We start from the raw sequence: 26,074 nt of genomic DNA, 5'->3' as shown, positions 1-26,074 counted from the left end.
CTAGTTTGGGTGTACGCGGATACCCGCACCCGACATGGAAAGGACGAAACGATGAATCAAGTGACCCGCTGGGATCCTTTTGAAAACCTGTTCAAGGACTTTCGCGGCCTCGTGCTGCAACCGGTCGACCTCGCCAACAACCCCGACGTGCCGGCGCTCAAGGTCGACGTGAAGGAAGACAAGGACGCCTACACCGTGCACGCCGACCTGCCGGGCGTGGCGAAGGACGACATCCACGTGAACATCGAAGGGTCGGTGGTGTCGATCAGCGCCGAAAAGAAGCGCACGGTGGAGAATAAAGAGGGTGAGCGCGTGCTGCGTTCCGAGCGCCACTACGGCAAGGTGTCGCGCAGCTTCCAGCTCGGCCAGGACATCGACGAAGCCAGGGCGCAGGCACGTTTCGCCGACGGCGTGCTGGAACTGACACTGCCGAAGAAGGTTGTCGCCGCCTCGAAGAAGCTCACCATCCAGTAAGCCGTTCGCACTCCGGAAAAAGCGGACACCCTGCCGGTGTCCGCTTTTTGTTTGTGCGGTGCAAGGCTAGAATCCGGCCTCATCCTCACACCTCGCCCGAGCCCGGAAAATGCCTCTGACCTCTGACCTCACCTCCGGTATCACGCCGCACGCCAAGGCCGCGGTGCTGTCCGAGGCGCTGCCCTATATCCGCCGCTTCCAGGACCGCACCATCGTCGTGAAATACGGTGGCAACGCGATGACCGATCCGGCACTGAAACTGGGCTTCGCACGCGACGTGACGCTGCTCAAGCTGGTCGGCATGAACCCGGTGGTGGTGCATGGCGGCGGCCCGCAGATCGACGACCTGCTCAAGCGCGTCGGCAAGCAGGGCACCTTCATCCAGGGCATGCGCGTCACCGACGAAGAGACCATGGACATCGTCGAAATGGTGCTCGGCGGTCATGTGAACAAGGACATCGTGAACCTGATCAACCAGGCTGGCGGCAAGGCCGTGGGCCTGACCGGTCAGGACGGCTCCTTCATCCGCGCCACCAAGCTGATGATGCCGAACAAGGACAAGCCGGACGAAATGCTCGACATTGGCCTGGTCGGCGACATCGTGTCGATCGACCCGACCATCATCAACTTCCTCGACAGCGGCGACTTCATCCCGGTGATCGCGCCGATCGGCGTCGGCCCGGACGGCGAAAGCTACAACATCAACGCCGACGTGGTCGCCGGCAAGCTGGCGGAAATCCTGAAGGCGGAAAAGCTCGTGCTGCTCACCAATACGCCGGGCGTGCTCGACAAGGAAGGCAATCTGCTGACCGGCATCACGCCACGCGACGTCGACGCCATGATCGCCGACGGCACGCTGTCCGGCGGCATGCTGCCGAAGATCGGCTCGGCGCTGGATGCAGCCCGCAGCGGCGTGAAGAGCGTGCACATCATCGACGGTCGCGTGCCGAACGCGCTGCTGCTCGAAGTGCTGACCGACGACGGCGTCGGCACGCTGATTAAGAGCAAGTGAACCCGCCCCCTGGGCCGGGCGTCGCCCGGCCCGTCCCCCGGAAGGCGTAAGACATCAGCCCTGACCCGATTCACGCGCGACGCCTGGACGCCGGCAGGCAGCCGGTCTGGATCTTCGATCTGGACAACACGCTGCACGACGCCAATCCGCACGTCTTTCCGCACCTGAACCGGGCGATGACCGCCTGGCTGATGACGGAGCTGGGGCTGGAGCATGCCGAGGCAGACCGCCTGCGCGTGCACTACTGGCACCGCTACGGCGCCACGCTGCTCGGCCTGATGCGTCATCACGGCACCCGCCCCGCGCACTTCCTGCGCGGCACGCACGACGTCGAGGCGCTGCGCCCGGGCATCGTGTTCGACCGCGCGCTGCTGCACGTGCTGCGCCGCCTGCCCGGCCGCAAGATCGTGTTCACCAACGGACCTCTGCACTACGCCGAAGCGGTGCTCGACGTGATGGGCATGACCTCGCTGTTCGACGGCATCCACGCGATCGAGCACTCGCGCTACGCACCGAAGCCGCGGCTGAAGGGCTTCCTGCACCTGCTGCGCGACTACCGGCTCACCGCTTCACGCTGCATCATGGTCGAGGATACGGCGACCAATCTGCGCACCGCCAAGCAGCTGGGCATGCGCACGGTGTGGATCAGCCGCGATGCTGCCCATCACTCCTTCGTAGACGTGCGACTTACGTCGGCACTGCAGCTGCATCGCATGCGTTGGGTCATGAACCGCTGACGAATGAAATGGCCCGATGCAAGATCGGCCGGATTCCCTGCGAACAGCCCACCTACATCACGGCTGCGCTTCGGCCCCTGATGAGCCACGCCCACCCGCATACCGTAAGTAGCCCGCACAGAACAAGCGTCGCCGGCGGCGGCTCCGGTACAGCCGCCGCATATGCGAACTCTACGCTTGAGAAACGATAGCTGTCCTCGGTTGCGAGAACAGAGAACGACGAAAGAGGAGTGGACGCAAACAGACCGGTAATCACCACACTCGGGAAGGGCTCCACATTCGAGGCGGTACCGATCACCGCCCCGTCAGAATTGAAGGCACGTACAACAGCTGAGTGAAACCGAATGCCCCCTAGATTGCCGATTGCAGAAGCATTCAATCTGACGAACGCGACCGGTGCGGCAAACGAGAATGTAAGCGACTCTCCGGGGTCCAGTGTGTTGTCCTCACCGCCTACTACGCCGATTCCATTCAGATCGAGAAACTGGAGGGCACTGGAACCCGTGATCGCGACCCCATCCTTCTGCCAGTTCGAAGTCTGGAAAGTGCCCTTATCATCGAAATCGACGACAACATTCGCCCCCAACGCTGCAGCAGGCAGCACCAGGAGTGCTCCTGCGATGGCGGTCAGACGGCTTAGGCGCGATCTGTTCAATCCTATGAACCGGAGCATGAGGTGACCTCCCGTGAACTTCGTCGAGCGAAGAGCGGCACTCGCGAAGCATAGACATCGGCGCGACAGAAATCACCCCATCATTCGCGAGCGGTCGCTGGACTCCGGTGCGTTGCCCTCATGCTGACCAGGACCTTCAAGCCCGACGTACGGAAACTCCTTGTTCGCGCCCAAGGCGTGCTCAGCTACCTAGGAAAATCCATCACTCCTGCAGCCAGCGCGCCGCGTCCAGCGCGTAATAGGTGAGGACGCCGTCGGCACCGGCGCGCTTGAAGGCGAGCAAGGCCTCCATCGCGGTGGCGCGTTCGTCCAGCCAGCCGTTGGCGACCGCCGCCTTCAGCATCGCGTACTCGCCGCTGACCTGGTAGGCGTAGGTCGGCACTCCCAGTTCGGCCTTCACCCGACGCACGATGTCGAGATAGGGCATACCCGGCTTCACCATCACCATGTCGGCCCCCTCGGCGATGTCGAGCGCCACTTCGCGGATCGCCTCGTCGCTGTTCGCCGGGTCCATCTGGTAGGTGTACTTGTTGCCCTTGCCAAGGTTGCCGGCCGAACCGACGGCGTCGCGGAAGGGGCCGTAGAAGGCCGACGCGTACTTCGCCGAATAGGCGAGGATGCGGGTGTGAATCAACCGGTGCGCGTCCAGTTCGAAGCGGATGCGGCCGACCCGGCCGTCCATCATGTCGGACGGCGCCACCACGTCGGCGCCGGCCTGGGCGTGGCACAGCGCCTGTCTGGCCAGCGCCTCCAGCGTTTCGTCGTTCATGACATAGCCGGACGCGTCGATCAGGCCGTCCTGGCCATGTGAGGTGTAGGGGTCGAGCGCAACGTCGGTGATCACGCCCAGTTCGGGAAAGCGCTGCTTCAGCGCACGCACGGTGCGCGGCACCAGACCTTCCGGGTTCCACGCTTCGGCCGCATCGTCGGTCTTCAGACCGGCGTCGATGACCGGGAACAGCGCCAGCGCCGGCACGCCCAGCACCACCGCCTGCTCGGCCACGCCGAGGAGCAGATCGATACTGACCCGGTTGACGCCCGGCATCGACGCCACCGCTTCGCTGCGGCTCGGGCCGTCGAGTACGAACACCGGATAGATGAGGTCGTCGGCGCTGAGGCGGTTCTCGCGCATCAGGCGGCGCGAAAAGTCGTCGCGGCGCATGCGGCGCATGCGGGTCGAGGGGAAGTGGCTGGCGGAAGAGGACATCGTCTGGACCTGCGAAAACGGAAGCCGCGATGATAGTACGCGGCACCCTCCCGCTCGATCCGCAGCCGACTCAATTAGCGCACGAAGCGAGCGGAACTTTGAAAAAGAGGCCCCGGTCAGAGCGTGCGACGGTGCGAGCCGTCACCCGCTTCACCTCCCTGAGCGGGTGCCTTGCGTGCGAGGCGTTTCGAGCCCACGGCTTCATCCCCTTTAGCCGTGGGCTTTTTCTTTTTTCAGGCCGCGGACGTGTCCGGCGGTGGCAGGGCCGCGCTCAGCCACGGCGCGACTGCTTTCTCGACCTCATCGACGCCGGTCTTCTTCAGGCTGGAGAACAGTTGCACCGTTACCTGCTCACCCATGCCCGAAAGCTGGCGACGCACGTCGGCCAGCGTGGCCGCCTGTGCGCTGCGCGTGAGCTTGTCTGCCTTGGTCAGCAGCACGTGCATCGGCTTTCCGCTCTGCGAGAACCACTGGATCATGTTCCAGTCGAGTTCGGTCAGCGGGTGACGGGAATCCATGATGAGCACCAGCCCGACCAGGCTCTCGCGCTCCTTCAGGTAGCGCTCGATCAAGCCCGCCCAGGCGCGACGCACCTCGACCGGCACCTGGGCGAAGCCGTAGCCCGGCAGATCGACCAGGAAGCCGCCCTTGACCAGCTTGAAGTAGTTGATCAGCTGGGTGCGGCCCGGCGTCTTGCTGACGAAGGCCAGCCGTGTGTGACCGACCAGCGTGTTGATGGCGCTGGACTTGCCGGCGTTCGAACGCCCGGCGAAAGCGATCTCCGGGCCGATGGGCGCTGGCAGGCCAGACGGCTTGGCAACGGAGATATGGAAGGAGGCGCCGCGGAAGAGAGAGGACAAATCAGAATCGCGCAATGCGCGCCCGGGAAAACACGGTAAAATGAGGAGTTTAGCGTATCACCGAAATTTTCCCGGACCTTTGCCCGGCATCACCGCTCAAGGAAAGTCATGCGCCACCTCACCGCTCTTGGTTTCGCCCTGTCCCTGACCCTCGTTTCGGCCAGCGCGCTGGCCTCCGAAGAAAAAGCAGCCCCGAAGGCCGACGCAGCCGCGGGCAAGACCATCGCCACCCAGGTGTGTGCGGCCTGTCATGGCGCCGATGGCAACAGTGCCATCCCGGCCAATCCTAAGCTCGCCGGCCAGCACCCGGAATACCTGTACAAGCAGCTGATGAACTTCAAGGCCAAGGACGGCAAGCCGGCCGAGCGCGTCAATGGCGTGATGGCTGGCATGGTGGCCGGTCTGTCCGAACAGGACATGCGCAACCTTGCTGCCTACTATGCCGGCCAGAAGCCGAGCGGTGGCGAAGCCAAGGGCTCGCGTGAAAGCATCGAACTGGGTCAGAAGCTGTGGCGCGGTGGCGACCAGAGCAAGGGTCTGCCCGCCTGTGCCGGCTGTCACGGCCCGGCCGGCGCCGGCCTGCCGGCTCAGTACCCGCGCATCGCCGGTCAGCACGCCGACTACACCGAAGCGCAGCTGAAGACCTTCCGCGTCGGCGAACGCGCCAACGACCCGGCCAAGATGATGCGCATGATCGCGGTGAAGATGACCGACGCCGAAATCAAGGCGGTGGCCGACTACGCAGCCGGCCTGCGCTGATTCGCCAGCGTTTCGATCTCGCTCTCCGAAAAGCCCGCCGCCAGGCGGGCTTTTTCGTTGACTGGCGGCTGCAGCCGCGGCGCATCGAACTCGTTGAACAAGCGCAGGAAGGTCGCTTCCGGCGCCAGTCCGCGCTGCGCGCACAGGTGACGGAACCAGCGGTCACCGACCGCCACGTGGGTGATTTCGTCGCTCAGCACGATGTCCAGGATATCCAGCGCCGCCTGATCGCCGATCGCGCGCAGCTTGGCCATGATGGGCGGCGTGGCATCCAGCCCGCGCGCTTCGAGCACGCGCGGCACCAGCGCCATGCGCACCAGCGCATCGTGCGCGGTGCGGCGCGCCATGTCCCACAGACCGGCGTGCGCCGGAAAGTCGCCATAGTCGTAGCCCAGCGTGCGCAGGTGGGTACGCAGCAGACCGAAGTGGCGCGCCTCGTCGGCGGCGACACGCAGCCAGTCGCCCAGATAGTCGTCCGGCAGTTCACGGAAGCGCCAGGCAGCGTCGAGCGCCAGATTGATGGCGGTGAATTCGATGTGGCAGATGGCGTGGATCATCGCGCCGTGGCCTTCGCGACTGCCGATGCGGCGCGAACGCAGTGCCGACGGTTCGACCAGTTCGGGCCGGGTCGGCCGGCCAGCGTCGTCGACGGCGTGCGGCGGGGCTGCCGCCCGGTCGAACACGGCACCGGCCTGCCAGTCGCGCCACAGGCTCGCCACCTGCGCGCATTTGTCGTCGGGGTCGGCACACATCAGCGCATCGTGCAGTGCGTCGAAAATCTTTCTGCTCATTTGCGGTCTTCGGTAAGGTCTGGCGACCTGACACGGTCTGCACAGACATGAAGCCAGGAGTGTACCCATGCTGATCAAACGCCAGACGGACATCGTGCCGTCCGAAATCACCCCGCGTGCGCTGTTCGACAGCCGCCGCGACTTCATCCGCGCCGCCGGTCTCGGCGTCGGCGCCGCGCTGCTCGGTGCCGGCCTGTCGGGCGAGGCGCGCGCCGCCGGCTACGGCGGTCAGTCGCTGGGTCCGCTGCTGAAAAGCCCGCTGTCGACCGACGAGAAGCTGAACGACTACAAGGACATCACCAGCTACTGCAATTTCTACGAATTCGGCACCGACAAGAGCGACCCGTCGCGCAACGCGCACCGCATGTCGACCCGGCCGTGGACAGTGAGCATCGAAGGCATGGTGCAGAAGCCGAAGACGCTGGCGATCGAGGACGTGCTGAAGCTGGCGCCGCTGGAAGAGCGCATCTACCGGCTTCGCTGTGTCGAGGCGTGGTCCATGGTGGTGCCTTGGGTCGGCCTGCCGCTGTCGTCCCTGCTGAAGCAGGTCGAGCCGCTGGGCGGCGCGAAGTACGTCGAATTCACCACGCTGGCCGATCCGAAAAGCATGCCCGGCGTGCGCAGCGCCGTGCTCGACTGGCCCTATGTCGAAGGGCTGCGCATCGAGGAGGCCATGCACCCGCTGACGCTGCTGGCGGTCGGCCTGTACGGCGAAGTGCTGCCGAACCAGAACGGCGCACCGATGCGCCTGGTGGTGCCGTGGAAGTACGGCTTCAAGAGCGCGAAATCGATCGTGAAGATCCGCTTCACCGACAAGGAGCCGGTCAGTTCCTGGACCCGTGCCGCCGCCCGCGAATACGGCTTCTATTCGAACGTGAATCCGGAAGTCGATCACCCGCGCTGGAGCCAGGCACGCGAGCGGCGCATCGGCGAATTCACCAAGCGCAAGACGCTCATGTTCAACGGCTACGGCGAGCAGGTCGCGTCGCTGTACGCGGGCATGGATCTGAAGAAGCAGTTCTGACGATGCGCGAGCGCGCCTTCAGCCCCGACCGCATGCAGTTTGCCTGGATCTGGCGTGCGGTCTGGGCGGCCTGCCTGCTGCCGCTGATGCTGCTGGTCGCGGGCGGTCTGCGTGATGCACTGGGCGCCAATCCGATCGAGCACATCACGCGCGCCACCGGCGACTGGACGCTGCGCCTGCTGCTGCTGACGCTGGCGGTGACGCCTCTGCGTCAGCTCACCGGCTGGCACTGGCTGGTGCGACTGCGCCGCACGCTGGGGCTGTACGCCTTCTTCTACGGCTGCCTGCACCTCGCCACCTATGTCTGGCTGGACCAGTTCTTCGACTGGCCGGGCATCGTCGCGGACATCGTCAAGCGACCCTTCGTCACGCTCGGGTTCGCTGCCTTCGTACTCATGCTGCCGCTGGCGGTCACCTCGACCAACGGCATGATCCGGCGCCTCGGCGGCCGCGCCTGGCAGCGACTGCACCGCGCCGTCTATGCGGTCGGCGTGCTCGGTGTCGCGCACTACTGGTGGCTGGTGAAAAAGGACCTGACCGAACCCATCGCGTACGCCCTCGTACTGGCCACGCTGTTCGCGCTGCGCCTGTGGCACGGTCGCCGCATGCGGCGCACGCTCGAAGCGCAGGCCGCCTGAGACGGATGCACGCCGGCCGCCCGTCGGGCGCCGGTATCATGGCGCCCGATCCATTCACGGAACGTTCCGGGTGAACATCTTCTCTCCGCTGTACACGCGCGCCATGCAGTGGGCGCGCCATCGCCGCGCGCCCTGGTTTCTCGGCGCGATGAGCTTCGCCGAATCGTCCTTCTTTCCGATCCCGCCCGACGTGATGCTGGCGCCGATGAGCATGGCCGCGCCGCGGCGCGCGATGTTCTACGCGCTGATCACCACGCTCACATCGGTGGCCGGCGGCCTGTTCGGCTACCTGATCGGCGCCTTCGCCTTCGACCTGATCGAGCCCTGGCTGCGCGAAAGCCGCTACTGGGCCAGCTACGAAACCGCGCAGCAGTGGTTCGGTGACTGGGGCTTCTGGGCCATTTTCGTCGCCGGCTTCTCGCCGATTCCGTACAAGGTTTTCACCATCGCCGCCGGCGCCATCTCGATGGCGCTGCTGCCTTTCACGCTGGCCTCCATCATCGGCCGCGGTGCACGCTTCTTCCTGGTGGCCGGGTTGATGGCCTGGGGCGGGGAAAAGATGGAGGCGACGCTGCACCGTTACATCGATCGCCTGGGCTGGGCCACCGTGCTGCTGGTGGTGATCGGTGCAGCGGTGTGGAAGATGACGCGCGGCGCCTGAGCGCTCAGATGCGACGGCGGGCGCTGGCGATGATGACGCCGAGGCCGCCGAGCAGCAGCGCCCAGCCCGACGGCTCGGGCACCGGCCTGATGCTCAGGCTGTCGATCGCCAGCGCACTGGTCGCCGTGTAGTCGCCGACATCGACGATGCCGAAGCCGAGGCGGACCGCGCCGGACTGCGTGAACACGTATTCGAAGGTCGACAGATTGCTTTCGCGACGGAAGGGCGTGATCGACGGAAACGGCGCGTTTGAGGTGTCGGCGATGCGGATGATCTGATCGCCAACCAGCAGGAAGGCGTAATCCGGCAGCGGATCGACATAGGGCTCGGACGTGGCGAACAGCCAGTCGAAGCGCAGCGTATCGCCAGCGCTCACCGTCAGCTCGCGCCACATCGCCGAACCTTCGTAGGCGAAGCTGTCGGCACTGTCCAGCGCGCCGGGCATCAGGCCAATGCGGCTTTCCAGCCCGTCGGCGACGCCGACCTCGACCGCGGCGACGCCGGAGAAATTGAACACGCCGGCCGGCAGCGGAGCGTCATCCCCCTCGGTCAGCGAGGCGGTGGTGAGCGCGATGTAGCCACCCGGGTTGGACACGTCGCCAGCGGTGAACCAGCCGTTCAGGCCGCTTTCAAAATTGTCCGCGAAGACGGCTGCGCTGGCGGCGCCGCTCGCCAGCACGAGGCCAGCCGTCATCAGGCAACGGACGAGGGCGTGGGTTTTCATGGTGTGTCTCCTGCAGGTTTTCGGGAAGGGATTCAGTTGGCGAAGTTCTGGCCGCTCAGTTGGCCCGGCTGCACGCCATTCAGCGTGACCAGCGTGCGCGGCACACCGGCGCCGGCGAAGCCGTCGCTGTCGATCTGCACCAGCGTGCCGGCGGCACTCGCGACAAGACGCAGGTGGCCGGACTGCTGCGGATCGCCACTGACGCCGAGCCCTGCGAGCAGAGTGCGCAGATCCAGCACATCCTGCGCCGGCGCGAAGTCGGTGATGAGGTCGGCCGCGTCGCGCATCGACTGATAGACGAAGGTGTCTGCACCGGCACCACCGGTCAGCGTGTCCGCGCCGGCGCCACCGGTGATCACGTCGTCACCGGCGCTGCCGTTCAGGCGGTCACGACCGGCCGTGCCGGCAATCTTCTTCTGCAGCGACAGACCGATCACCACCGGGTCGTGATCCGACGACCGGTAGGCGTGCGGCGCGTACAGGTCCTGCGGCTTGAACTCGGTGTTGTAGTCGATGACGAAGGGCTCGTCGGTGTTGATATGCCAGTGCGCGATGCCGCTGGTCTTTGCCGCCAGCGCAGGCGTGGCCAGCGCGTGGTCGAGCGCACCGCTCTCGCCGTCGAAGGTGTAGCTGTAGGCCAGATCGATGCCGGCGGCCAGATTCACCATGCCGGCCGCGGTCAGCGCATTGACCGGGTCCTCCTTGGAGTAGGCGTTCACATCGCCGATCACCAGCACGTCGGTGGCGCCGCTGCCCGTCGTCAGCTGCTGCACGAAGGCGTTCAGCGCGGCAGCCTGCTGCACGCGCAGCGGGTTCCAGCAGCCCTGGCCGTCGCCCTGGTCGGCCTCGACACCGGCCGCGTCGCCGCAGGACTTCGACTTGAAGTGATTGACGACGACGCTGAAGCGCTCGCCGTTGGTGGCTGCGAAGGTCTGTGCCAGCGGCGGACGGTTGTGTATGACGGCCGTGTCGCTGATCGCCGCGCCCACCGTCGACACGCGTGCCGGCTTGTAGATCATGGCCTGGCGGATGGCATCGCCGCCGCTGCCGCCGACCGGCATGCCGACCGCGGCGTACACATTGGCGCCGTAGGCCGCGTTAAGCGCCGACACCAGATTGTTCACCGCGGTCTGACCGTTGTTCTCGATCTCGATCAGGCCCACCACGTCAGCATCGATGGCGCGCAGCGCGGCAACGATCTTGGCCTGCTGGCGCGAGAACTCGAGCGCGCTGTCGGCGCCACGGCAGTCGCTGCGCGTGCCCGACGGGAAGCACGACGCGCCGGCCTGATCGACCGTCGTGAAGTAGTTCAGCACGTTGAAGCTCGCCACCTTCACATTGCCGCCGACCGGTGCCGGCGCTGCGGTGCGCGGATGCGTGCGCTCGAACACCGGGGCGACGGTCGGGTGGATCTTGTAGTCGCGCGGGCCGTCGCTGGCGGCAGTGATCAGACCGTGGTCGATCACGCCGGTCAGCATCTGCACCGTATCGCCGGCGCGCAGCGTGTCGTCGGCACCGATGAAGGGGATGGGATTCGGATTCTGGGCAGTCGAACCGTCGTCGAGCACGATGCGGCGACGCGCATTATCGTCGCGCAGCGCGAGCGCCTCGGCAGTACCCGCAGCATGGCGATTGGTCGGGATTTCCAGGCGGCCATCGGCAGACAGCGTCACCTGACCGTAGCGCCCCTGGAAGTAGTTCTGTGACACGGTGAGCGGCGACACGATGCGCACCAGCATGCCCTCGTAGCGCTCCAGCTCGCCTTCGAACGCTTCCGGCAGCACAACGTCGGTCGGCTGCACGCTCACTCCGCTGCCCAGCACCTGGACGGCCGTCGGCGACACCAGTTCGGTCACCGTATTGAACTCGGTCACGCCAGCACTGAGGCGCAGGCGCTGACCGACCTGGGCAGCATTCCCCGGCGCGTAGACGAAAATGCCGTCCGAGGTGGCGACGTCGCCGTCGCCCGCTTCGTCCTGCAGGTAGTAGCCGGACAGGCCGGGGAACACCGCGGTGACGACGCCCTCGGTGGTGACCGTCTGGCCGTTCAGCGGACTGGCGCTGCCGCTGCCCTGGATGGCCGGAATCGGTGTGATCGCCGCCGCCGTGGCGACGGTGATGTCGACCGTGCAGTCGGCGGTCTGTGCGTCGTCATTGGCAAAGCGCAGTCCGATGGCATAGCTGCCGGCAGAGGTACTCGCAGCGACCGTGACGCTGGCCGACGCGCTGGCGCCGTCGCCGGCAGCGGGCGTCAGCGCACCCAGCGTGATGCCGGTCGGCAGGCTGCCGATCAGGCTCAGCGCATTGACCGTGCTGTCGGCATCGCTGGCCGACACATTCACGCCGCCGCCCTCACCCGCCTGCAGGCTCAGCGCCGGGCAGCGGGTGACGATGGGCTGATTCACGCCACCGCCGTTGCTGCCATCGACCACGATGTTGTCGACGCCCACCCATTCGTCGTTGCCGACGGCATTGGTCGTGATGATGCGCAGCTGCAGCAGCGGCTGGTTGTCGGCCGCTGCCGGCAACGTCACCGACACCGGCGTCACCTTGCCGGCCAGCGACGGACCTTCGGTCGCATCGGCGACGAAGGCGGCCGGCACGTTGATGAAGTTGCCGCTGTTGCCGACGCGATACTGCAGCGCCACCGGCTGGACCGCGTTGTCGGTCGAACCATCGAGATCGCGCAGGTCGTAACGCACGGTGATGCCGCTGCGGCCGCTGGTGTCGAGAGACAGCAGCAGGAAGGGCGCGTCGGCGGTACCGGAACCGGTCAGCGCGACCACCGGATCGGCCAGATGGAATTCGGTCACACCGCCGGTGGTGAACGTGTCCGGATTGGTCTGGTTGGCATTCACGTCCACCGGCGTGCCGTTGCCGTCAGCGACGATGGCCTGCGGATCGGCAGCCGTGGTGCCGGTCAGGCTGTCACCGCGATAACCGGTGACGCCCGGCACCGCGGACCAGTCGTCGTTGCCGACGATGAGGCCGATGTTCGACCAGTCCTGACCAAAGGGCAGCGCTTGCGGCGTGCTGTCGGCAAGTACCGGCTGACTGAGCAGACCGGCGGCGGCGAGCGCGAGAACGAGGGTGCGCGGCAGCACCGGGCGAACGATTTTCGATGACATGTGGAAATCCGGTCGAGATGGCTAGCGTAGCCCATGGACCCGCGGCGTGCGGGCCCTGGACACCGAAAGACATCAGACTAGATCGCCAGCATGACCGTCGCGTGGCTGCACGCCCCCGCATCGATGATCCGAAGGAACTATGCCGCCCGCCGCCCGAGCATCGCCCACAGCAGGCAACCGGCGCCCAGCGTGCCAAAACCGAACATCCACGCCTGTGGCTCGGTCGTACCCCCACCCAGATCGAGCGCGGCACCGAACACCAGCGGCGCGACGAAGCCGGCGCCGAAGCCGCCCAGCGAGTACAGCGCCATCGCCGCGCCGCGCTGCGCCACCGGCGCGGCGTGCACCAGCCCTGCGGTGAGCGAGGCCGAATCGGCCATCACGGTCACGTTGTACAGCGACAGCAGGATGAGCAGCAGCCACCACGGTCCGCCGGCCGCGGCCCCGGCGACCCAGCACATGAGGCCGGAGGCGATCATCATCCAGACGATCCAGCGCTGGCGTCCGAAGCGGCTGGCCGCCTCGTTGCCCAGTATGCTGGCCGGTTGCCCGAGCAGCATGACCAGCGCCGCCGCCTCGGTCGGCGTCAGCCAGGGCGTGCTCGCCGACAGCGTCCAGCCGAAAGCGATGAAGGCGACCAGCCAGGAACGCAGGCCGAACAGTTCCCAGCAATGCACGGCATAGCCGCTGACCAGGCTGCGCACGCGCGGATGCGCCAGCACCGGGCCGAAGCGCGGCAGCCAGCGCGCCTCGTGCGCGGCCGGCGGCTCGACGTGGGTGACATTCAGCCAGACGAGCGCGGCAGCCAGCAGCGGTCCGATGGCCATCAGCGCCACCGCGATGTGCCAGTCGAGATGACGGCCGAGCACGCCGGCCAGCAGCAGCGCGGCGCTGGTGCCAATGCCGAAGCTCGACGTGTAGAAGGCGATGTGGCGGGTACCGGCGTCGTGCGGCACGCGATCGGCCAGCACGCGCAGGCCGGGCATGTAACAGCCCGCCAGCCCGGCGCCGCTGAGCGCCTGGAAAAAGGCCGCGCTCCACAGCCCGTGCGCGGCGAAGGCGAAGCCCACCATGCCGAGCGCCATCAGCAGGTTGGACAGCACGAACACGAGACGCGCGTCGACGCGGTCGGTGGCGCCGGACAGGAAGGGCACGGCCACCATGTAGCCAAAGAAGAAGGCACCGCCAATGAAGCCGGCTTCGGCGCCGCTGAGCGACCACAGTGCCGACAGTTCGGTCAGGAAGGACGGGTAGGCGGCGAGGCTGGTCATGCCCAGCACCTCGGCCGCGCACATCAGCAGCGTCAGGCGCGCGGTGCCGACGGTCGCGCTCACTCGTCGCGCGACTTCAGCCAGGCCGCCTTCTGGCGGGCGCGCCCGGCCTTCTTGTCAGTACGCGCGTGCTCGCCGCCCTTGCGCATCAGCGCCGCCGTCGCCAGCGGATTGCGCGGCTTCAAGGTGCGCCGCTTGCTGCTCAGCCGGGCAGCCGACTTCTCGTTCATCGCCGACCTCCGCGCTCGAACTTGATGATGGCGCGACCGTCTTCGGTCTGCTTCGGCTCGCCGCGCCAGGCGTGTCCGTAGATGATTTCCATGGTTGCCGGCAGACGGCCGTCGTCGAGCCGGCGCAGCAGCGCCGCGTCGAGCCGGGACCTCGCGCGCGGCGTCAGCAGCCCGCGCGGACGTGTCGCCAGCGCGCCGAAACTGCCGGTGTCGGCGAGGTCGCGGTAGAGGTCGGCCGGCGACGCGAACGTGAGCGTGATGTGCTCCATGTCCATCACCGGCTCGGCGAAGCCGGCTTCGACCAGCATGTCGCCCACGTCGTGCATGTCGATGAAGCGGTGCACGCGGCCGTGCAGGCCGGCCTCGACCAGCGCTGCGCGCAGTTCCTGCAGCGTGTCCGGACCCAGCATCGAGAACATGAACAGGCCGCCGACACGCAGCGTGCGCTGCACCTCGCGCAATGCGCCCGGCAGATCGGGCAGCCAGTGCAGCGCCATGTTGGACCACACCATGTCATGGCTGCGCGGAGCGATCGGCAGCCGCGCGATGTCGGCCTGCACGACTGCGGTCTGGCTGCCGCCCAGCACGCCGGGCAGCCAGCGACGCCAGCGCGGCGTGCGGGTAGCCGCCTGTGCCAGCATCGCCGCCGAACGGTCGAGACCGGTCATCAGTGCGTCGGGATAGCGCGCGCGCAAGGGCTGCAGGTCGGCGCCGCTGCCGCAGCCGAGATCGAGCAGGCGATGCGGTTTCAGCGTGACCAGATCGAGCCGCTCGGCCATCCGGCGGGCGACTTCCCGGTGCAGCACCGCCGCGCTGTCGAAACGACCGGCGGCACGCTCGAAGCCGCGTGCGACTGCACGGGCGTCGAGCGCAAAGTCTGGCGGGACTGAAGAGGTCATCGCCACCCCCTGCGGCATCAGACGACCCTCCTGTCGCTGCGCGACACCTCCCCGAGGGAGGGCTGAGCGACTTCGGGCGGCCGAGCGGCGCTCACGTCGAACGGATACCCAGCCGCTCGAACAGACGGCGATCGTTCTCGGCCTGCGGATTGCCGGTGGTGAGCAGCTTGTCGCCGTAGAAGATCGAATTGGCGCCGGCGAGGAAGCACATCGCCTGCATTTCGTCGCTCATCAGCTCGCGGCCGGCCGACAGGCGCACGTAGCTCTTCGGCATCGTGATGCGGGCAGCGGCAATCGTGCGCACGAACTCGAACGGATCGAGGTCGGGCGTATCGGCCAGCGGCGTGCCTTCGACCTTGACCAGATTGTTGATCGGCACCGATTCCGGCGGCGTGTCCATCGACGCCAGCGTGGCGATCAGGCCGGCGCGCGCACGGCGCGATTCGCCCATGCCGACGATGCCGCCGCAGCACACGTTCATGCCCGCTTCGCGCACCGCTTCCAGCGTGTCGAAACGGTCTTCCTGGGTGCGCGTGCCGATCACCTCGCCGTAGTAGTCGGGCGCGGTGTCGATGTTGTGGTTGTAGTAGTCGAGGCCGGCTTCCTTCAGCTTTTCGGCCTGGCCCTCGCGCAGCAGGCCCAGCGTGGCGCAGGTCTGCAGGCCGAGGCCCTTCACCGCCGAAATCATCTCGGCCACCTTCTCGACATCGCGGTCCTTCGGACCACGCCAGGCCGCGCCCATGCAGAAGCGGGTGGCGCCGGCATCCTTCGCGGCACGGGCCGCTTCGAGCACTTCGTCGATCGGCATCAGCTCCTGGCTGGCGACGCCGGTGTCGTAACGCACCGACTGCGGGCAGTAGCCGCAGTCTTCCGGACAGCCGCCGGTCTTGATCGACAGCAGCGTCGACCGCTGGATGGCATTGGCATCGAAGTTCTCGCGATGTACCGTCTGTGCGCGGAACATCAGATCGGCAAACGGCAGTTCGTACAGCGCCTCGACCTGTTCGGTGGTCCAGCGCTGGGGCGCTTGCGAACGGGAGGACGGCGGCAGATGGATGACCTGGGTGTGCATGAGTACAAGACGGGCGCACGCGAATGCGCCGGAACGGCGAAGCCGCCATTTTCTTCGAAAACAGGCACTTCATGTTGCAGCGCGTGATCGGCGGTCCGGCGCGCCGGGTACTTGACCTGCTGCTGCCGCAGGAATGCAGACTGTGCGGCCTGCCTGCCGGCAAGGCGCTGCTGTGTGCCGGCTGCCGCAACGAGCTGCCGCGACTGCCAGCGGCGCACTGCCCGGTGTGCGCGCTGCCGGTGCCGACAGCACAGGTGTGCGGCCGCTGTCTGAAGCATCCGCCCGCCTTCGACGCGACGCTGGCCGTGTGGGCCTACGCCGAGCCGGCGGACGGGCTGATCCACGCGTTGAAGTTCCGCGCCCAGCTGCCGCTGGCCGGGCTGTTCGCCGATGCGCTGCTGTCGCTGGGCCTGCCGCCGGCGGACCTGCTGCTGGCGATGCCGTTGCACCCGCGGCGGCTGGCGGAACGCGGCTTCAACCAGTCGGTCGAGATCGGCCGCCTGCTGGCCCGGAACGCAGGGCTGCGCTTCGACGCCTTCGGCCTGCAGCGTCTGCACGACACGCCACCGCAGCGCGATCGCGCCTGGTCGCAGCGCAGGCGCAACGTACGCGGCGCCTTCGCGTTGCGCGCCGAGGTCGCCGGGCTGCATGTCGCGGTGATCGACGACGTGCTCACCACGGGCGCCAGCCTGCACGAGGTCGCCCGCGTGTTGAAAGCCGGCGGCGCACTGACGGTGACCAATCTGGTGCTGGCGCGCACGCCGAAGCTGCGCGGGCGCTAGTGCAGCGCTTGAGGCGGCCCTAGCGCGCCTCGTTCGCCTGCTGGAAGTAATCGATGAAGGCGCGCAGGCGTTCCGGCATCTGCGCCCGGCTCGGGAAATACAGGTGTATCGCCGACATCGGCATCGCGACATCGCTCAGCACGGCACGCAGCGTGCCGCGCGCGAGATCGTCGGCCACCAGCGAATCCAGCGTCTGCACCATGCCCAGGCCACGGCGCGCCAGATCGATTTCGGCGTCGGCGTCGTTGACGATGTAGCGACCATCGACCTCCACCTCGAGCGGCCGGCCGTCGCGCTGGAATATCCAGCGCATCGTGCGACCGCTCGACGCGTAACGGTAGCGCACGCATTCGTGGCGGCCGAGATCGTCCACCGACTGCGGCGGCGGCCGCTGCGCCAGATAGTCCGGCGCGGCGACGGTGATCATGCGGTTGGGCCCGCCGATGCGCACCGCCACCATGTCGGCCTCTATCGTGTCAGTCAGGCGCATGCCGGCGTCGAAGCGCTCGGCCACGATGTCGGCCAGCCCGTCGTCCAGCGCCAGTTCCAGCTGCACATCCGGATGACGCACCGCGAATCCGGCCAGATGCGGCGCGATCAGCACCCGGTAGGCCGGGCGCGGCATATTGATGCGCAGCGTGCCGGTGACCCGTCCCTGCGACTGGGCCAGGCTGTCCAGCGCCGCGCCCAGTTCATCCAGCCCGACGCGCACGCCATCGTAGAAGCGCTCGCCCTCTTCGGTCAGCGACACGCTGCGCGTCGTGCGGGTGAGCAGTCGCACGCCCAGCCGCTGTTCCAGCGTGCGCACGCTCTGTGACAGCGCCGACGCCGACACGCCCAGCTCGGCCGCCGCACGGGTGAAGCTCGCATGCCGCGCCACGCACTCGAAAGCGCTCAGCGCCGGCAGCATGGCGGGCTCCAGTTTGAAGTTCTGCTTCATATGGCTTGAAAGATTACCCCGTCGATCTAAAAAAACAAAGCGACTATGTTTCGCACTGTGTCGTGCGAAAGTGCGGACACACCCCGCCCCGGTCAACGAGCGCGACGACGCCTCGCCCCGATGCGCCGCCTTTGATTCGCCCGCGGGTTTCCGCAGTACGGAGGTATTCCCATGAACATCATTGCCCCCAGCACCGGCCTGAGCCGACGCAGCTTCCTCAAGCTGAGCGCGGCCGCCGGCGGCGGCCTGCTGATCGAACTGAGCCTGCCGGGCGCACGCGCGCTGGCCGCAGAGAACGCACGCTTCGAACCGAACGCCTTCATCCGCATCGGCCGCGACGGCGTGGTCACGCTGGTGATGCACAAGGTCGAAATGGGCCAGGGCACCTACACCGCCATCCCGCAACTGATCGCCGAAGAACTCGACGTGCCGTTGGACGCGGTGAAGCTGGAGCACGCGCCGCCGGACCCGAAGTACGCCGACCCCATCATCGGCGCCCAGATCACCGGCGGCTCGACCTCGATACGCGGCGCCTGGAAACCGATGCGCGAAGCGGGCGCGACCGCGCGCACGCTGCTGGTCCAGGCGGCGGCGAAGAAGTGGAATACCGACGCCGCCAGGCTCACCACCCGCGACGGCACGGTGATCGACGCAGCCGGCGGACGCCGCGCCGGCTACGGCGAACTGGTGGATATCGCCGCCACGCTGCCGGTGCCCACGGCCGTAACGCTGAAGGACCCGAAGGACTTCCGCCTGGTCGGCAAGCCGGTGCGCCGCATCGACGCCGCCGGCAAGGTGAACGGCAGCGCACGCTTCGGCATCGACGTCGTACTGCCCGGCATGAAGGTGGCCACCGTCGCCGCCTCGCCGGTGTTCGGCGGCACGCTGGCCGGTGTCGACGACGCGGCCGCGCAGAAGGTGAAAGGCGTGCGCCAGGTGGTGAAGCTGGACAACGCGGTGGCCGTCGTCGCCGACCACATGTGGGCCGCCAAGCAGGGCCTCGCCGCCTGTGCGCCGCGCTGGAAGGACGGCGCACACGCCAAGCTCGACACCGCGCAGATCTTCGCTCACCTCGAAAAGTCGTCCGAAGGTCCGGGCGCCATCGCCCACAGGGCCGGCGACGCGGCGACCGCGATGAAGACCGGCGCCCGCCGCATTGACGCCATTTACCGCCAGCCCATGCTGGCGCACGCGACGATGGAACCGATCAACTGCACGGTGGACCTGAAGGCCGATGGCCTGGACGTCTGGGTCGGCACCCAGGTACCGGGCATCGCGCAGGCGGTGGCCGCGCAGACCGCCGGCCTGAAGCCCGAGCAGGTACGCATCCACAACCATCTGCTGGGCGGCGGTTTCGGTCGCCGGCTCGAAGTCGATTTCATCGCCCAGGCAGTGGCCATCGGCAAGCAGGTGCGCGGCCCGGTCAAGGTCGTGTGGACGCGCGAGGAAGACATCCAGCACGACATGTATCGCCCGCCCTATCTCGACCGCATCAGCGCAGCGGTCGATGCGAAAGGCATGCCGGTGGCGTGGACGCACCGCGTCGCCGGCTCATCCATCATGGCCCGCTTCTTCCCGCCGGCATTCAAGGACGGCATCGATCCGGACGCGGTCGACGGTGCGGTCGAACTGCCGTACGTCATTCCGGCGATGCAGGTCGAGTACCAGCGGGTCGAGCCGCCGGCAGTGCCGACCGCCTTCTGGCGCGGCGTCGGTCCGACCCGCAACGGTTTCGTGGTTGAAGGCTTCATCGACGAACTGGCCGCTGCCGCCGGACAGGACCCGGTGGCCTACCGCCGCGCACTGGTCAAGGACGCCCGCACGCGCGCCGTGCTCGACCTGGCGGCGGAGAAGTCCGGCTGGGGCACCCCGCTGAAGGCCACCGCCGGTACGCGCGCCGGCCGCGGCATCGCGCTGATGCACGTGTTCGGCAGCCGCGTCGCCCAGGTCGCCGAAGTCGAAGTGAACACGGACAACGAAGTGCGCGTGCGCCGCGTCACCTGCGTCATCGACTGCGGCTTCGCGGTCAATCCGCTCACCGTCGCCGCACAGATGGAGGGCGGCATCATGTTCGGCCTCACCGCCGCGCTGTGGAACGAGATCACGCTGGCCGACGGCCGCGTGCAGCAGAGCAATTTCCACGACGTGCGCATGATGCGGATGAACGAAGCGCCGCAGATCGACGTCCACATCGTGCCCAGCGCCGAAGCGCCTGGCGGCGTCGGCGAACCCGGCACTTCGGTGGCGATTCCGGCCGTGGTGAACGCGGTGTTCGCCGCCACCGGCCAGCGCGTGCGCACGCTGCCGATCGCCGGGCAACTGAAGACAGCCTGATTTTCCATTTGAACTGCGGGCGCCGCCCGCGCATTCCAACCACCACCGGCGGCCCGACCGCCATCGATGAGGGCTCAACCATGGCAACGATCAATCTGAATGGCCGCGACGTCGCGGTCGACCTGCCCGACGACACCCCGCTGCTGTGGGCGCTGCGCGACGGCCTGAACATGACCGGCACCAAGTTCGGCTGCGGCATCGCGATGTGCGGCGCCTGTACGGTGCATGTCGACGGCCAGGCCACGCGCTCCTGCGTAACGCCGCTGTCGGCCGTCGCCGGCAAGAAGATCACCACCATCGAATCGGTCGGCGAAGCCAAGGTCGGCGCCGCGGTGCAGGCCGCCTGGCAGAAGCTGGACGTCGTGCAGTGCGGCTACTGCCAGTCCGGCCAGATCATGTCGGCCACCGCGCTGCTCGCTTCGAATCCGAAGCCGACCGACGCCGACATCGACGCCGCGATGAGCGGCAACCTGTGCCGCTGCGCCACCTATGTCCGCATCCGCGCGGCCATCCACGAAGCCGCCAAGTCACTGGCCTGAGGAGCGCACAGATGAATTTCCGCATCGAGAATGCATTCCAGACCACCCGCCGCGGCTTCCTCAAGGGCGGCGCCGGGCTGGCACTCGCCATCGTCGCGCCGACCGTTGCACTGGCCGAGGTCGGCGGTCCCGGTCACGCCGGCAGCGCGATGGTGGACGGCGAGTTCTCGCCGAACGCCTTCCTGCGCATCGGCACCGACGGCACGGTCACCGTGGTGTCCAAGCACCTCGAAATGGGCCAGGGTGTGTACACCGGCCTGGCCACTCTGGTGGCTGAGGAGCTGGATGCCGACTGGTCGCGCGTGACGGTCGAGGGCGCACCGGCCGACGCCAAGCGCTACAGCAACCTGTTCTGGAAGGCGCAGGGCACCGGCGGCAGCACCGCCATCGCCAACTCCTACGAACAGATGCGCCGCGCCGGCGCCACCGCGCGCGCCATGCTGGTGGCCGCCGCAGCGAAGGAATGGAAAGTGCCGGCCTCGCAGATCACGGTGAAGAACGGCGTCGTGTCGCACGCCGCCAGCGGCCGCAAGGCCGGCTTCGGCGAACTGGCCGAGGCGGCGGCGCAACTGCCGGTGCCGGCCAACGTGAAGCTGAAGAATCCGAAGGACTTCACGCTGATCGGTCGCAGCGCACCGCGCGTGGACAGCGTCGCCAAGACCACCGGCCGCGCCACCTTCACCCAGGACGTGAAGCTGCCGGGCATGCTGGTCGCCGTGGTCGCCCACCCGCCGCGCTTCGGCGGCCGGGTGAAGTCGGTCGACGACAAGGCGGCCCGCGCGATCAAGGGCGTCAGCGACGTCGTCGTTATCCCGAACGGTGTGGCGGTGCTCGCATCCGACTACTGGACCGCGAAGAAGGGCCGCGACGCGCTGAAGGTCGAATGGGACGAGGCGCAGGCCTACCGCGGCAGCAGCGACGCCATCGTCGCCGACTACCGCGAACGCGCGAAGACGCCCGGGCTGAACGCACGCAACGACGGCAACGCCGAGGCCGCGCTGGCCAAGGCGGGCAAGGTGATCGAGGCGGAATACGTGTTCCCCTACCTGGCGCACGCGTCGATGGAGCCGCTGAACTGCGTCATGAAGCTGGAGAACGGCGAATGCGAGGTGTGGAACGGCGAACAGCTGCACACGGTCGATCAGTTCTCGCTCGCCAAGACGCTGGGCATCGAAGCCGACCGCGTGAAGCTGAACATGGTGTATGCCGGCGGCAGCTTCGGCCGACGCGCCAACCCGCAGTCGGACTACCTGCTCGAAACCGCGCAGATCGTGAAGGCGATCAATGGCCGCGCACCGGTCAAGCTGGTGTGGAGCCGTGAGGACGACATGCGCGGCGGCTTCTATCGCCCGATCTACCTGCACCGCGTGCGCGCCGCGCTCGACGCCAAGGGCATGCCGGTCGCCTGGCAGCAGCGCATCGTCGGCCAGTCCATCATCGCCGGCTCGCCGTTCGAACCGATGCTGGTCAAGGACGGCGTCGACATCACCTCGGTCGAGGGCGCCTCCACGCTGCCCTACGCCATTCCCAATCTGAACGTGGATCTGCACACCACCAACGCCGACGTGAAGGTGCCGGTGCAGTGGTGGCGTTCGGTCGGCTCGACCCATACCGCCTACGCGACCGAACTGTTCATCGACGAGCTGGCGCTGAACGCCGGCAAGGACCCGGTCGCCTACCGCATGGCGCTGCTGAAGAAGCACCCGCGCCACGCCGGCGTGCTCAAGCTGGCCGCCGACAAGGCCGGCTGGAACAAGCCGCTGGCGCCGGCCGCCGACGGTGCGAAGCGCGGTCGCGGCGTCGCGGTGCATGAGTCGTTCAACAGCTTCGTCGCCGAAGTGGTCGAGGTGACGGTGCAGAAGGACGGCAGCTTCAAGGTCGACCGCGTGGTCTGCGCCGTCGATTGCGGCGTCGTCGTGAATCCGGACGTGGTGCGCGCGCAGATGGAAGGCGGCATCGGCTACGCGCTGGCCGCCGCGCTGACCGGCTCGATCACGCTGAAGGACGGCGTGGTCGAACAGTCCAACTTCAACGACTACCCGGTGCTGCGCATCAACGAGATGCCCAAGGTCGAGGTGCATATCGTGAAGTCGGCCGCCGCGCCCACCGGTGTCGGCGAACCGGGCGTGCCGCCGCTGGCCCCGGCACTGGCGAGCGCGCTGCGTGCGGCCACCGGCAAGGTGATCCACACGCTGCCGATCGGCGAACAGCTGCAGGCCTGACCGGCGCATCGCCCCCGCGGGCGGCCGCTCACGTGTGCCGCCCGCGTCATGAAGGAATGAAATATGGACAGCCTTGATCTCGAAGTACTGACCCGCGCCCGCGACTGGTTGCGCGGCGGCCACCGCGTCATGCTGGCGACCGTGGTGCGCACCTGGGGCTCGTCGCCGCGCCCGCCCGGCGCGCTGCTGGCGCTGCGCGACGACGGCCGCGCGGTCGGTTCGGTGTCCGGCGGCTGCATCGAGGACGACCTCATCTACCGGCTGCGCCGTGACGGCCTGCCGACCGAAGCGCACCCGGTCAGCTACGGCGTCACCGCCGACGAGGCACGCCGCTTCGGGCTGCCCTGCGGTGGCACGCTGCAACTGGTGCTGGAACCGCTGGCCGACGCTGGCGCGCTGGACGAACTGCTCACCCGCCTGGGTCGCGGCGAACTGCTCACACGCCGCCTCGATCTGGCCAGCGGCCGCGCCACGCTGCACGCCGGCCACGCTGACCAGGCACTGCATTTCGACGGCCACACGCTGATCAGCGTGTTCGGCCCCCGCTACCGGCTGCTGCTGATCGGTGCCGGCCAGCTGTCGAGCAGCCTCGCGCGCATCGCCAGTTCGCTCGATTTCGCGGTCACCGTGTGCGACCCGCGCGAGGAATACAGCGAAGAGTGGGCGGTACCGGGCACGACGCTGACGCGCGACATGCCGGACGACGTGGTGATGGCGATGCAGCCGGACGCGCGCACCGCGGTGATCGCGCTGACGCACGACCCGAAGCTGGACGATCTGGCGCTGATGGAGGCGCTGAAGTCGCCCGCCTTCTATGTCGCTGCACTTGGCTCGCGCCGCAACAACGACGTGCGCCGCGAACGGCTGAAGGAATTCGACCTCAGCGAGGCACAGATCGACCGCCTGCGCGGCCCGGCCGGTCTGTACATCGGCAGCCGCACGCCGGCCGAGATCGCGGTGTCGATCGCCGCCGAACTGGTGGCGATGAAGAACGGCGCCGCGGCCGACAGTCTGTTGAATGTGCGGGACGCCAAGGCCGCGCTCGACATCGCGGCCGACACGCTGTCGTCGTGCACGCTCGGTCCGAACTGAATCTCGCGCCCGCCCCGGCGGGCGCGACCACGAACGGCGTACGGCCGCCGGGCAGACGACCCCCCCCTCCGTCGTCGGTCCGGCGCGCCGGCACGCCGTACCCCGGCCGTCCGCCGATCAGGCAATGATCCAGGGCGTCCTGCTCGCCGCCGGCTACGGCCGGCGCTTCGATCCGAGCGGCCACAGCAGCAAGCTGCTGGCCACGCTGCCCGACGGTCGCAGCGTCGCCTGGCACGCCGCGCGCGCGCTGTGCTCCGCATTGCCCGGCAGCATCGCGGTGATCCGCCCCGGCCACGCCGTACTGGCCGAGGTGCTGCGCGACGCCGGCTGCCGTGTACTGGAAAGCCGCGACGCCGAAGCGGGCATGGGCAGCGCGCTCGCGCACGCGGTGCGCGACAGCGCCGGCGCCGATGGCTGGCTGGTGGCGCTGGCCGACATGCCCTGGCTGCCGGTCGACACCATCCGCGCGGTCGCTGCCGCCATCGACCGGCCGGAGCGCATCGCCGCCGCGGCCCACGCCGGCCAGCGCGGCCACCCGGTCGGTTTCGGCGCGGCACACGGTGCGGCGCTGGCGGCCCTGCGCGGCGACAGCGGCGCGCGCGAACTGCTGCGCACGCATCCGGTACAGCTCATCGAAGCCGGCGACGACGGTGTGCTGCGCGACATCGACCTGCCGGATCATTTGCAGCGCGCACGCTGACACCATTCGTTCCCCCGCACCCGGCATGACAGATGCACAGCGCCCGGTGTAGGCTGCGCACGTCCGCGCAAGCACGACGCGCGGCCGACCAAACGACGAACGAGAACGCGGCGCCCCGGGGCCACCGCGCATTCCGGAGCATGGCCATGAACGACACGGTTTCATTCGAAACCCTAGACGACAACAGCGGCGGATCGCTGACCGCCCAGATGCAGTGGTTGCATGCACGCGTGCGCCAGCACCATCCGCAGGTGCACCGCATTGCGATCACGCTGTACGACGCACGCCACGACGTGCTGAAGACCTATGTGAACAGCAGCGACGTGACCGATCCGCTGTCGCTGTACGAGCGGCCGCTGGCACAGGTCCCGTCGCTGCTCGAACTGGCCGGCAAGCGCGAATCCCGCGTCATCCACGATTTCACCCAGCTGCCGCTGCCGCACGGCGAACATACCGCCTGGCTGCTGGCGCACGGCTATCGCAGCAGCTACACAGTGCCGCTCTACCAGTCGGGCACGCTGCTCGGCTTCCTGTTCTTCGATTCACGCAAGCCGGGTGCCTTCGACGGTCGCCTGCCGGACGAACTGCAGATCTACGTGCAGCTGTGCCGGCTGTCGGTGCTGAACGTGTTCAGCCTGTCGCATGCGGTCGAAGGCATGGTGAAGGTGGCGCGCGGGCTGGCGCATCTGCGCGACATCGAAACCGGTCGCCATCTCGACCGCATGTCCAGCTACAGCCGGCTGATCGCGCAGCGCGTCGCCGCGCACTTCGGTGTCGGCGACGAGTTCATCGAGCACGTGTATCTGTTCTCACCGCTGCACGACATCGGCAAGGTGGGCATTCCGGACAGCGTACTGCTGAAACCCGGCCGCCTGACCCCGGATGAGCGGCTGACGATGCAGGGCCACGTCGAACTGGGCGTGCAGCTGATCGACGAAGTGATGCAGGAAGCGGGTCTGGCCGAAACGCCCTATCTGTCCATCCTGCGCAACATCGTCAGCCATCACCACGAGTGGCTGGATGGCAGCGGTTACCCGCGCGGTCTGCGTGGCGCGGCGATCCCGCTCGAAGCGCGCATCGTCGCGGTTGCCGACATCCTCGACGCGCTGACCTCTGAGCGACCGTACAAGAAGCCGTGGAGCAACGAGGACGCGCTGGCCGAACTGCGTCGCATGGCCGACGACGGCAAGCTGGACCCGGTCTGCGTCGGTGCGCTGGCACAGTCGGCCGAGGAATTGCGCGCGATCCAGGCGCTGTTCGGGCTGGACGACTGAGGGCGGCGCGGCGCCCGCGTCACCAGACCGG

The 26,074-nt window shown here is 67.8% G+C and carries 25 protein-coding genes; 14 read left to right on the top strand and 11 right to left on the bottom strand.

What is annotated here, in order from left to right:
• Positions 1-51 precede the first annotated feature (51 nt).
• The 3 genes from WJU27_RS18300 to WJU27_RS18290 all read left to right on the top strand — a co-directional run bounded on the left by WJU27_RS18300 (position 52) and on the right by WJU27_RS18290 (position 2,223).
• On the top strand, positions 52-474 hold the full coding sequence (locus WJU27_RS18300; RefSeq protein ID WP_020166143.1) for an Hsp20/alpha crystallin family protein: 423 nt from the start codon (positions 52-54) through the stop codon (positions 472-474).
• Positions 475-583: 109 nt separating this feature from the next.
• Entirely contained in the window at positions 584-1,486 is a 903-nt protein-coding gene (gene argB, locus WJU27_RS18295; protein ID WP_019916408.1) for an acetylglutamate kinase, read from the top strand.
• A 131-nt stretch (positions 1,487-1,617) separates the two neighbouring features.
• Entirely contained in the window at positions 1,618-2,223 is a 606-nt protein-coding gene (locus tag WJU27_RS18290; RefSeq protein ID WP_341423034.1) for an HAD-IA family hydrolase, read from the top strand.
• 52 nt (positions 2,224-2,275) lie between these two features.
• On the opposite strand, the gene WJU27_RS18285 is transcribed toward WJU27_RS18290, so the two are convergent.
• The 3 genes from WJU27_RS18285 to yihA all read right to left on the bottom strand — a co-directional run bounded on the left by WJU27_RS18285 (position 2,276) and on the right by yihA (position 4,963).
• The gene (locus WJU27_RS18285) at positions 2,276-2,827 is read right to left on the bottom strand and encodes a hypothetical protein (protein ID WP_341423016.1); all 552 of its coding nucleotides are present in this window, start codon (positions 2,825-2,827) and stop codon (positions 2,276-2,278) included.
• A 271-nt stretch (positions 2,828-3,098) separates the two neighbouring features.
• Complete coding sequence (gene hemB, locus WJU27_RS18280) at positions 3,099-4,103, bottom strand: porphobilinogen synthase (RefSeq protein WP_341423015.1); 1,005 nt, start codon at positions 4,101-4,103, stop codon at positions 3,099-3,101.
• Positions 4,104-4,336: 233 nt separating this feature from the next.
• Complete coding sequence (yihA, locus tag WJU27_RS18275) at positions 4,337-4,963, bottom strand: ribosome biogenesis GTP-binding protein YihA/YsxC (protein WP_020166146.1); 627 nt, start codon at positions 4,961-4,963, stop codon at positions 4,337-4,339.
• 108 nt (positions 4,964-5,071) lie between these two features.
• Here yihA and WJU27_RS18270 point away from each other — a divergent pair, with 108 nt between their 5' ends.
• Positions 5,072-5,722 carry a c-type cytochrome gene (locus WJU27_RS18270; protein ID WP_296813724.1) on the top strand — a complete coding sequence of 217 codons (651 nt, stop codon included), beginning with the start codon at positions 5,072-5,074 and terminating at the stop codon, positions 5,720-5,722.
• Here WJU27_RS18270 and WJU27_RS18265 read toward each other — a convergent pair.
• Positions 5,701-6,513, bottom strand: coding sequence for a ferritin-like domain-containing protein (locus WJU27_RS18265; RefSeq protein ID WP_341423014.1), 813 nt, complete (start codon positions 6,511-6,513; stop codon positions 5,701-5,703). The two genes, WJU27_RS18270 and WJU27_RS18265, sit on opposite strands and share 22 nt — an antisense overlap.
• 67 nt (positions 6,514-6,580) lie before the next feature.
• On the opposite strand from WJU27_RS18265, the gene msrP reads away from it, so the two are divergent.
• From msrP to WJU27_RS18250, 3 genes are all read left to right on the top strand, one after another.
• Complete coding sequence (gene msrP, locus WJU27_RS18260) at positions 6,581-7,537, top strand: protein-methionine-sulfoxide reductase catalytic subunit MsrP (protein ID WP_341423013.1); 957 nt, start codon at positions 6,581-6,583, stop codon at positions 7,535-7,537.
• Between the two features lie 2 nt (positions 7,538-7,539).
• Positions 7,540-8,175 (top strand): sulfite oxidase heme-binding subunit YedZ, encoded by a 636-nt coding sequence (locus WJU27_RS18255; protein ID WP_341423012.1) that lies wholly within the window; start codon positions 7,540-7,542, stop codon positions 8,173-8,175.
• Between the two features lie 70 nt (positions 8,176-8,245).
• Positions 8,246-8,836, top strand: coding sequence for a YqaA family protein (locus WJU27_RS18250; RefSeq protein ID WP_341423011.1), 591 nt, complete (start codon positions 8,246-8,248; stop codon positions 8,834-8,836).
• Positions 8,837-8,840: 4 nt separating this feature from the next.
• On the opposite strand, the gene WJU27_RS18245 is transcribed toward WJU27_RS18250, so the two are convergent.
• The 6 genes from WJU27_RS18245 to bioB form a co-directional block, all read right to left on the bottom strand.
• On the bottom strand, positions 8,841-9,560 hold the full coding sequence (locus WJU27_RS18245; protein WP_341423010.1) for a PEP-CTERM sorting domain-containing protein: 720 nt from the start codon (positions 9,558-9,560) through the stop codon (positions 8,841-8,843).
• A gap of 32 nt (positions 9,561-9,592) precedes the next feature.
• Entirely contained in the window at positions 9,593-12,688 is a 3,096-nt protein-coding gene (locus WJU27_RS18240; protein ID WP_341423009.1) for an ExeM/NucH family extracellular endonuclease, read from the bottom strand.
• Between the two features lie 137 nt (positions 12,689-12,825).
• On the bottom strand, positions 12,826-14,022 hold the full coding sequence (locus WJU27_RS18235) for an MFS transporter (RefSeq protein WP_341423008.1): 1,197 nt from the start codon (positions 14,020-14,022) through the stop codon (positions 12,826-12,828).
• Entirely contained in the window at positions 14,019-14,189 is a 171-nt protein-coding gene (locus WJU27_RS18230) for a hypothetical protein (protein ID WP_304004409.1), read from the bottom strand. Before WJU27_RS18230 ends, WJU27_RS18235 begins: the two co-directional genes overlap by 4 nt.
• A complete protein-coding gene (locus WJU27_RS18225; RefSeq protein ID WP_341423007.1) occupies positions 14,186-15,088 on the bottom strand; it encodes a methyltransferase domain-containing protein in 903 nt (300 codons plus the stop codon). The genes WJU27_RS18230 and WJU27_RS18225 overlap by 4 nt, the downstream gene beginning before the upstream one ends.
• A gap of 91 nt (positions 15,089-15,179) precedes the next feature.
• Positions 15,180-16,160 (bottom strand): biotin synthase BioB, encoded by a 981-nt coding sequence (gene bioB / locus WJU27_RS18220; RefSeq protein ID WP_341423006.1) that lies wholly within the window; start codon positions 16,158-16,160, stop codon positions 15,180-15,182.
• 23 nt (positions 16,161-16,183) lie between these two features.
• Here bioB and WJU27_RS18215 point away from each other — a divergent pair, with 23 nt between their 5' ends.
• Positions 16,184-16,942: a ComF family protein gene (locus tag WJU27_RS18215; RefSeq protein ID WP_445928443.1), complete on the top strand. Its 759-nt coding sequence runs from the start codon at positions 16,184-16,186 to the stop codon at positions 16,940-16,942.
• Positions 16,943-16,961: 19 nt separating this feature from the next.
• Here WJU27_RS18215 and WJU27_RS18210 read toward each other — a convergent pair whose 3' ends face one another.
• Positions 16,962-17,852, bottom strand: a complete 891-nt coding sequence (locus tag WJU27_RS18210; protein WP_341423004.1) for a LysR family transcriptional regulator — start codon at positions 17,850-17,852, stop codon at positions 16,962-16,964.
• A 201-nt stretch (positions 17,853-18,053) separates the two neighbouring features.
• Here WJU27_RS18210 and WJU27_RS18205 point away from each other — a divergent pair, with 201 nt between their 5' ends.
• The 6 genes from WJU27_RS18205 (at position 18,054) to WJU27_RS18180 (ending at position 26,043) form a co-directional block, all read left to right on the top strand.
• Complete coding sequence (locus tag WJU27_RS18205; RefSeq protein WP_341423003.1) at positions 18,054-20,216, top strand: xanthine dehydrogenase family protein molybdopterin-binding subunit; 2,163 nt, start codon at positions 18,054-18,056, stop codon at positions 20,214-20,216.
• 80 nt (positions 20,217-20,296) lie between these two features.
• The gene (locus tag WJU27_RS18200) at positions 20,297-20,755 is read left to right on the top strand and encodes a (2Fe-2S)-binding protein (RefSeq protein ID WP_341423002.1); all 459 of its coding nucleotides are present in this window, start codon (positions 20,297-20,299) and stop codon (positions 20,753-20,755) included.
• An 11-nt stretch (positions 20,756-20,766) separates the two neighbouring features.
• Positions 20,767-22,977 carry a xanthine dehydrogenase family protein molybdopterin-binding subunit gene (locus tag WJU27_RS18195; protein WP_341423001.1) on the top strand — a complete coding sequence of 737 codons (2,211 nt, stop codon included), beginning with the start codon at positions 20,767-20,769 and terminating at the stop codon, positions 22,975-22,977.
• Positions 22,978-23,040: 63 nt separating this feature from the next.
• On the top strand, positions 23,041-24,069 hold the full coding sequence (locus WJU27_RS18190) for an XdhC family protein (RefSeq protein ID WP_341423000.1): 1,029 nt from the start codon (positions 23,041-23,043) through the stop codon (positions 24,067-24,069).
• A 124-nt stretch (positions 24,070-24,193) separates the two neighbouring features.
• Positions 24,194-24,769 (top strand): nucleotidyltransferase family protein, encoded by a 576-nt coding sequence (locus tag WJU27_RS18185; RefSeq protein WP_341422999.1) that lies wholly within the window; start codon positions 24,194-24,196, stop codon positions 24,767-24,769.
• A 146-nt stretch (positions 24,770-24,915) separates the two neighbouring features.
• Positions 24,916-26,043, top strand: coding sequence for an HD domain-containing phosphohydrolase (locus WJU27_RS18180; protein WP_341422998.1), 1,128 nt, complete (start codon positions 24,916-24,918; stop codon positions 26,041-26,043).
• Positions 26,044-26,074: the final 31 nt, after the last annotated feature.

The organism is Methyloversatilis sp. NSM2 (assembly GCF_038066675.1).
Classification (GTDB): Bacteria; Pseudomonadota; Gammaproteobacteria; order Burkholderiales; family Rhodocyclaceae; genus Methyloversatilis; species Methyloversatilis discipulorum_A.
This window is presented reverse-complemented; position numbering and strand designations above follow the sequence as displayed.

What these genes read in the sequence shown, in the direction of transcription:
- WJU27_RS18255 (WP_341423012.1), top strand. Translation starts at nt 7,540, where the DNA reads ATGCGCGAGCGCGCCTTCAGCCCCGACCGCATGCAGTTTGCCTGGATC.
- WJU27_RS18215 (WP_445928443.1), top strand. Translation starts at nt 16,184, where the DNA reads ATGCGCCGGAACGGCGAAGCCGCCATTTTCTTCGAAAACAGGCACTTC.
- hemB (WP_341423015.1), bottom strand. Translation starts at nt 4,103, where the DNA reads ATGTCCTCTTCCGCCAGCCACTTCCCCTCGACCCGCATGCGCCGCATG.
- WJU27_RS18245 (WP_341423010.1), bottom strand. Translation starts at nt 9,560, where the DNA reads ATGAAAACCCACGCCCTCGTCCGTTGCCTGATGACGGCTGGCCTCGTG.
- WJU27_RS18240 (WP_341423009.1), bottom strand. Translation starts at nt 12,688, where the DNA reads ATGTCATCGAAAATCGTTCGCCCGGTGCTGCCGCGCACCCTCGTTCTC.
- WJU27_RS18205 (WP_341423003.1), top strand. Translation starts at nt 18,054, where the DNA reads ATGAACATCATTGCCCCCAGCACCGGCCTGAGCCGACGCAGCTTCCTC.
- WJU27_RS18225 (WP_341423007.1), bottom strand. Translation starts at nt 15,088, where the DNA reads ATGACCTCTTCAGTCCCGCCAGACTTTGCGCTCGACGCCCGTGCAGTC.
- bioB (WP_341423006.1), bottom strand. Translation starts at nt 16,160, where the DNA reads ATGCACACCCAGGTCATCCATCTGCCGCCGTCCTCCCGTTCGCAAGCG.
- argB (WP_019916408.1), top strand. Translation starts at nt 584, where the DNA reads ATGCCTCTGACCTCTGACCTCACCTCCGGTATCACGCCGCACGCCAAG.
- WJU27_RS18190 (WP_341423000.1), top strand. Translation starts at nt 23,041, where the DNA reads ATGGACAGCCTTGATCTCGAAGTACTGACCCGCGCCCGCGACTGGTTG.
- WJU27_RS18230 (WP_304004409.1), bottom strand. Translation starts at nt 14,189, where the DNA reads ATGAACGAGAAGTCGGCTGCCCGGCTGAGCAGCAAGCGGCGCACCTTG.
- WJU27_RS18200 (WP_341423002.1), top strand. Translation starts at nt 20,297, where the DNA reads ATGGCAACGATCAATCTGAATGGCCGCGACGTCGCGGTCGACCTGCCC.
- WJU27_RS18185 (WP_341422999.1), top strand. Translation starts at nt 24,194, where the DNA reads ATGATCCAGGGCGTCCTGCTCGCCGCCGGCTACGGCCGGCGCTTCGAT.
- WJU27_RS18265 (WP_341423014.1), bottom strand. Translation starts at nt 6,513, where the DNA reads ATGAGCAGAAAGATTTTCGACGCACTGCACGATGCGCTGATGTGTGCC.
- WJU27_RS18210 (WP_341423004.1), bottom strand. Translation starts at nt 17,852, where the DNA reads ATGCTGCCGGCGCTGAGCGCTTTCGAGTGCGTGGCGCGGCATGCGAGC.
- WJU27_RS18180 (WP_341422998.1), top strand. Translation starts at nt 24,916, where the DNA reads ATGAACGACACGGTTTCATTCGAAACCCTAGACGACAACAGCGGCGGA.
- WJU27_RS18300 (WP_020166143.1), top strand. Translation starts at nt 52, where the DNA reads ATGAATCAAGTGACCCGCTGGGATCCTTTTGAAAACCTGTTCAAGGAC.
- WJU27_RS18270 (WP_296813724.1), top strand. Translation starts at nt 5,072, where the DNA reads ATGCGCCACCTCACCGCTCTTGGTTTCGCCCTGTCCCTGACCCTCGTT.
- WJU27_RS18195 (WP_341423001.1), top strand. Translation starts at nt 20,767, where the DNA reads ATGAATTTCCGCATCGAGAATGCATTCCAGACCACCCGCCGCGGCTTC.
- msrP (WP_341423013.1), top strand. Translation starts at nt 6,581, where the DNA reads ATGCTGATCAAACGCCAGACGGACATCGTGCCGTCCGAAATCACCCCG.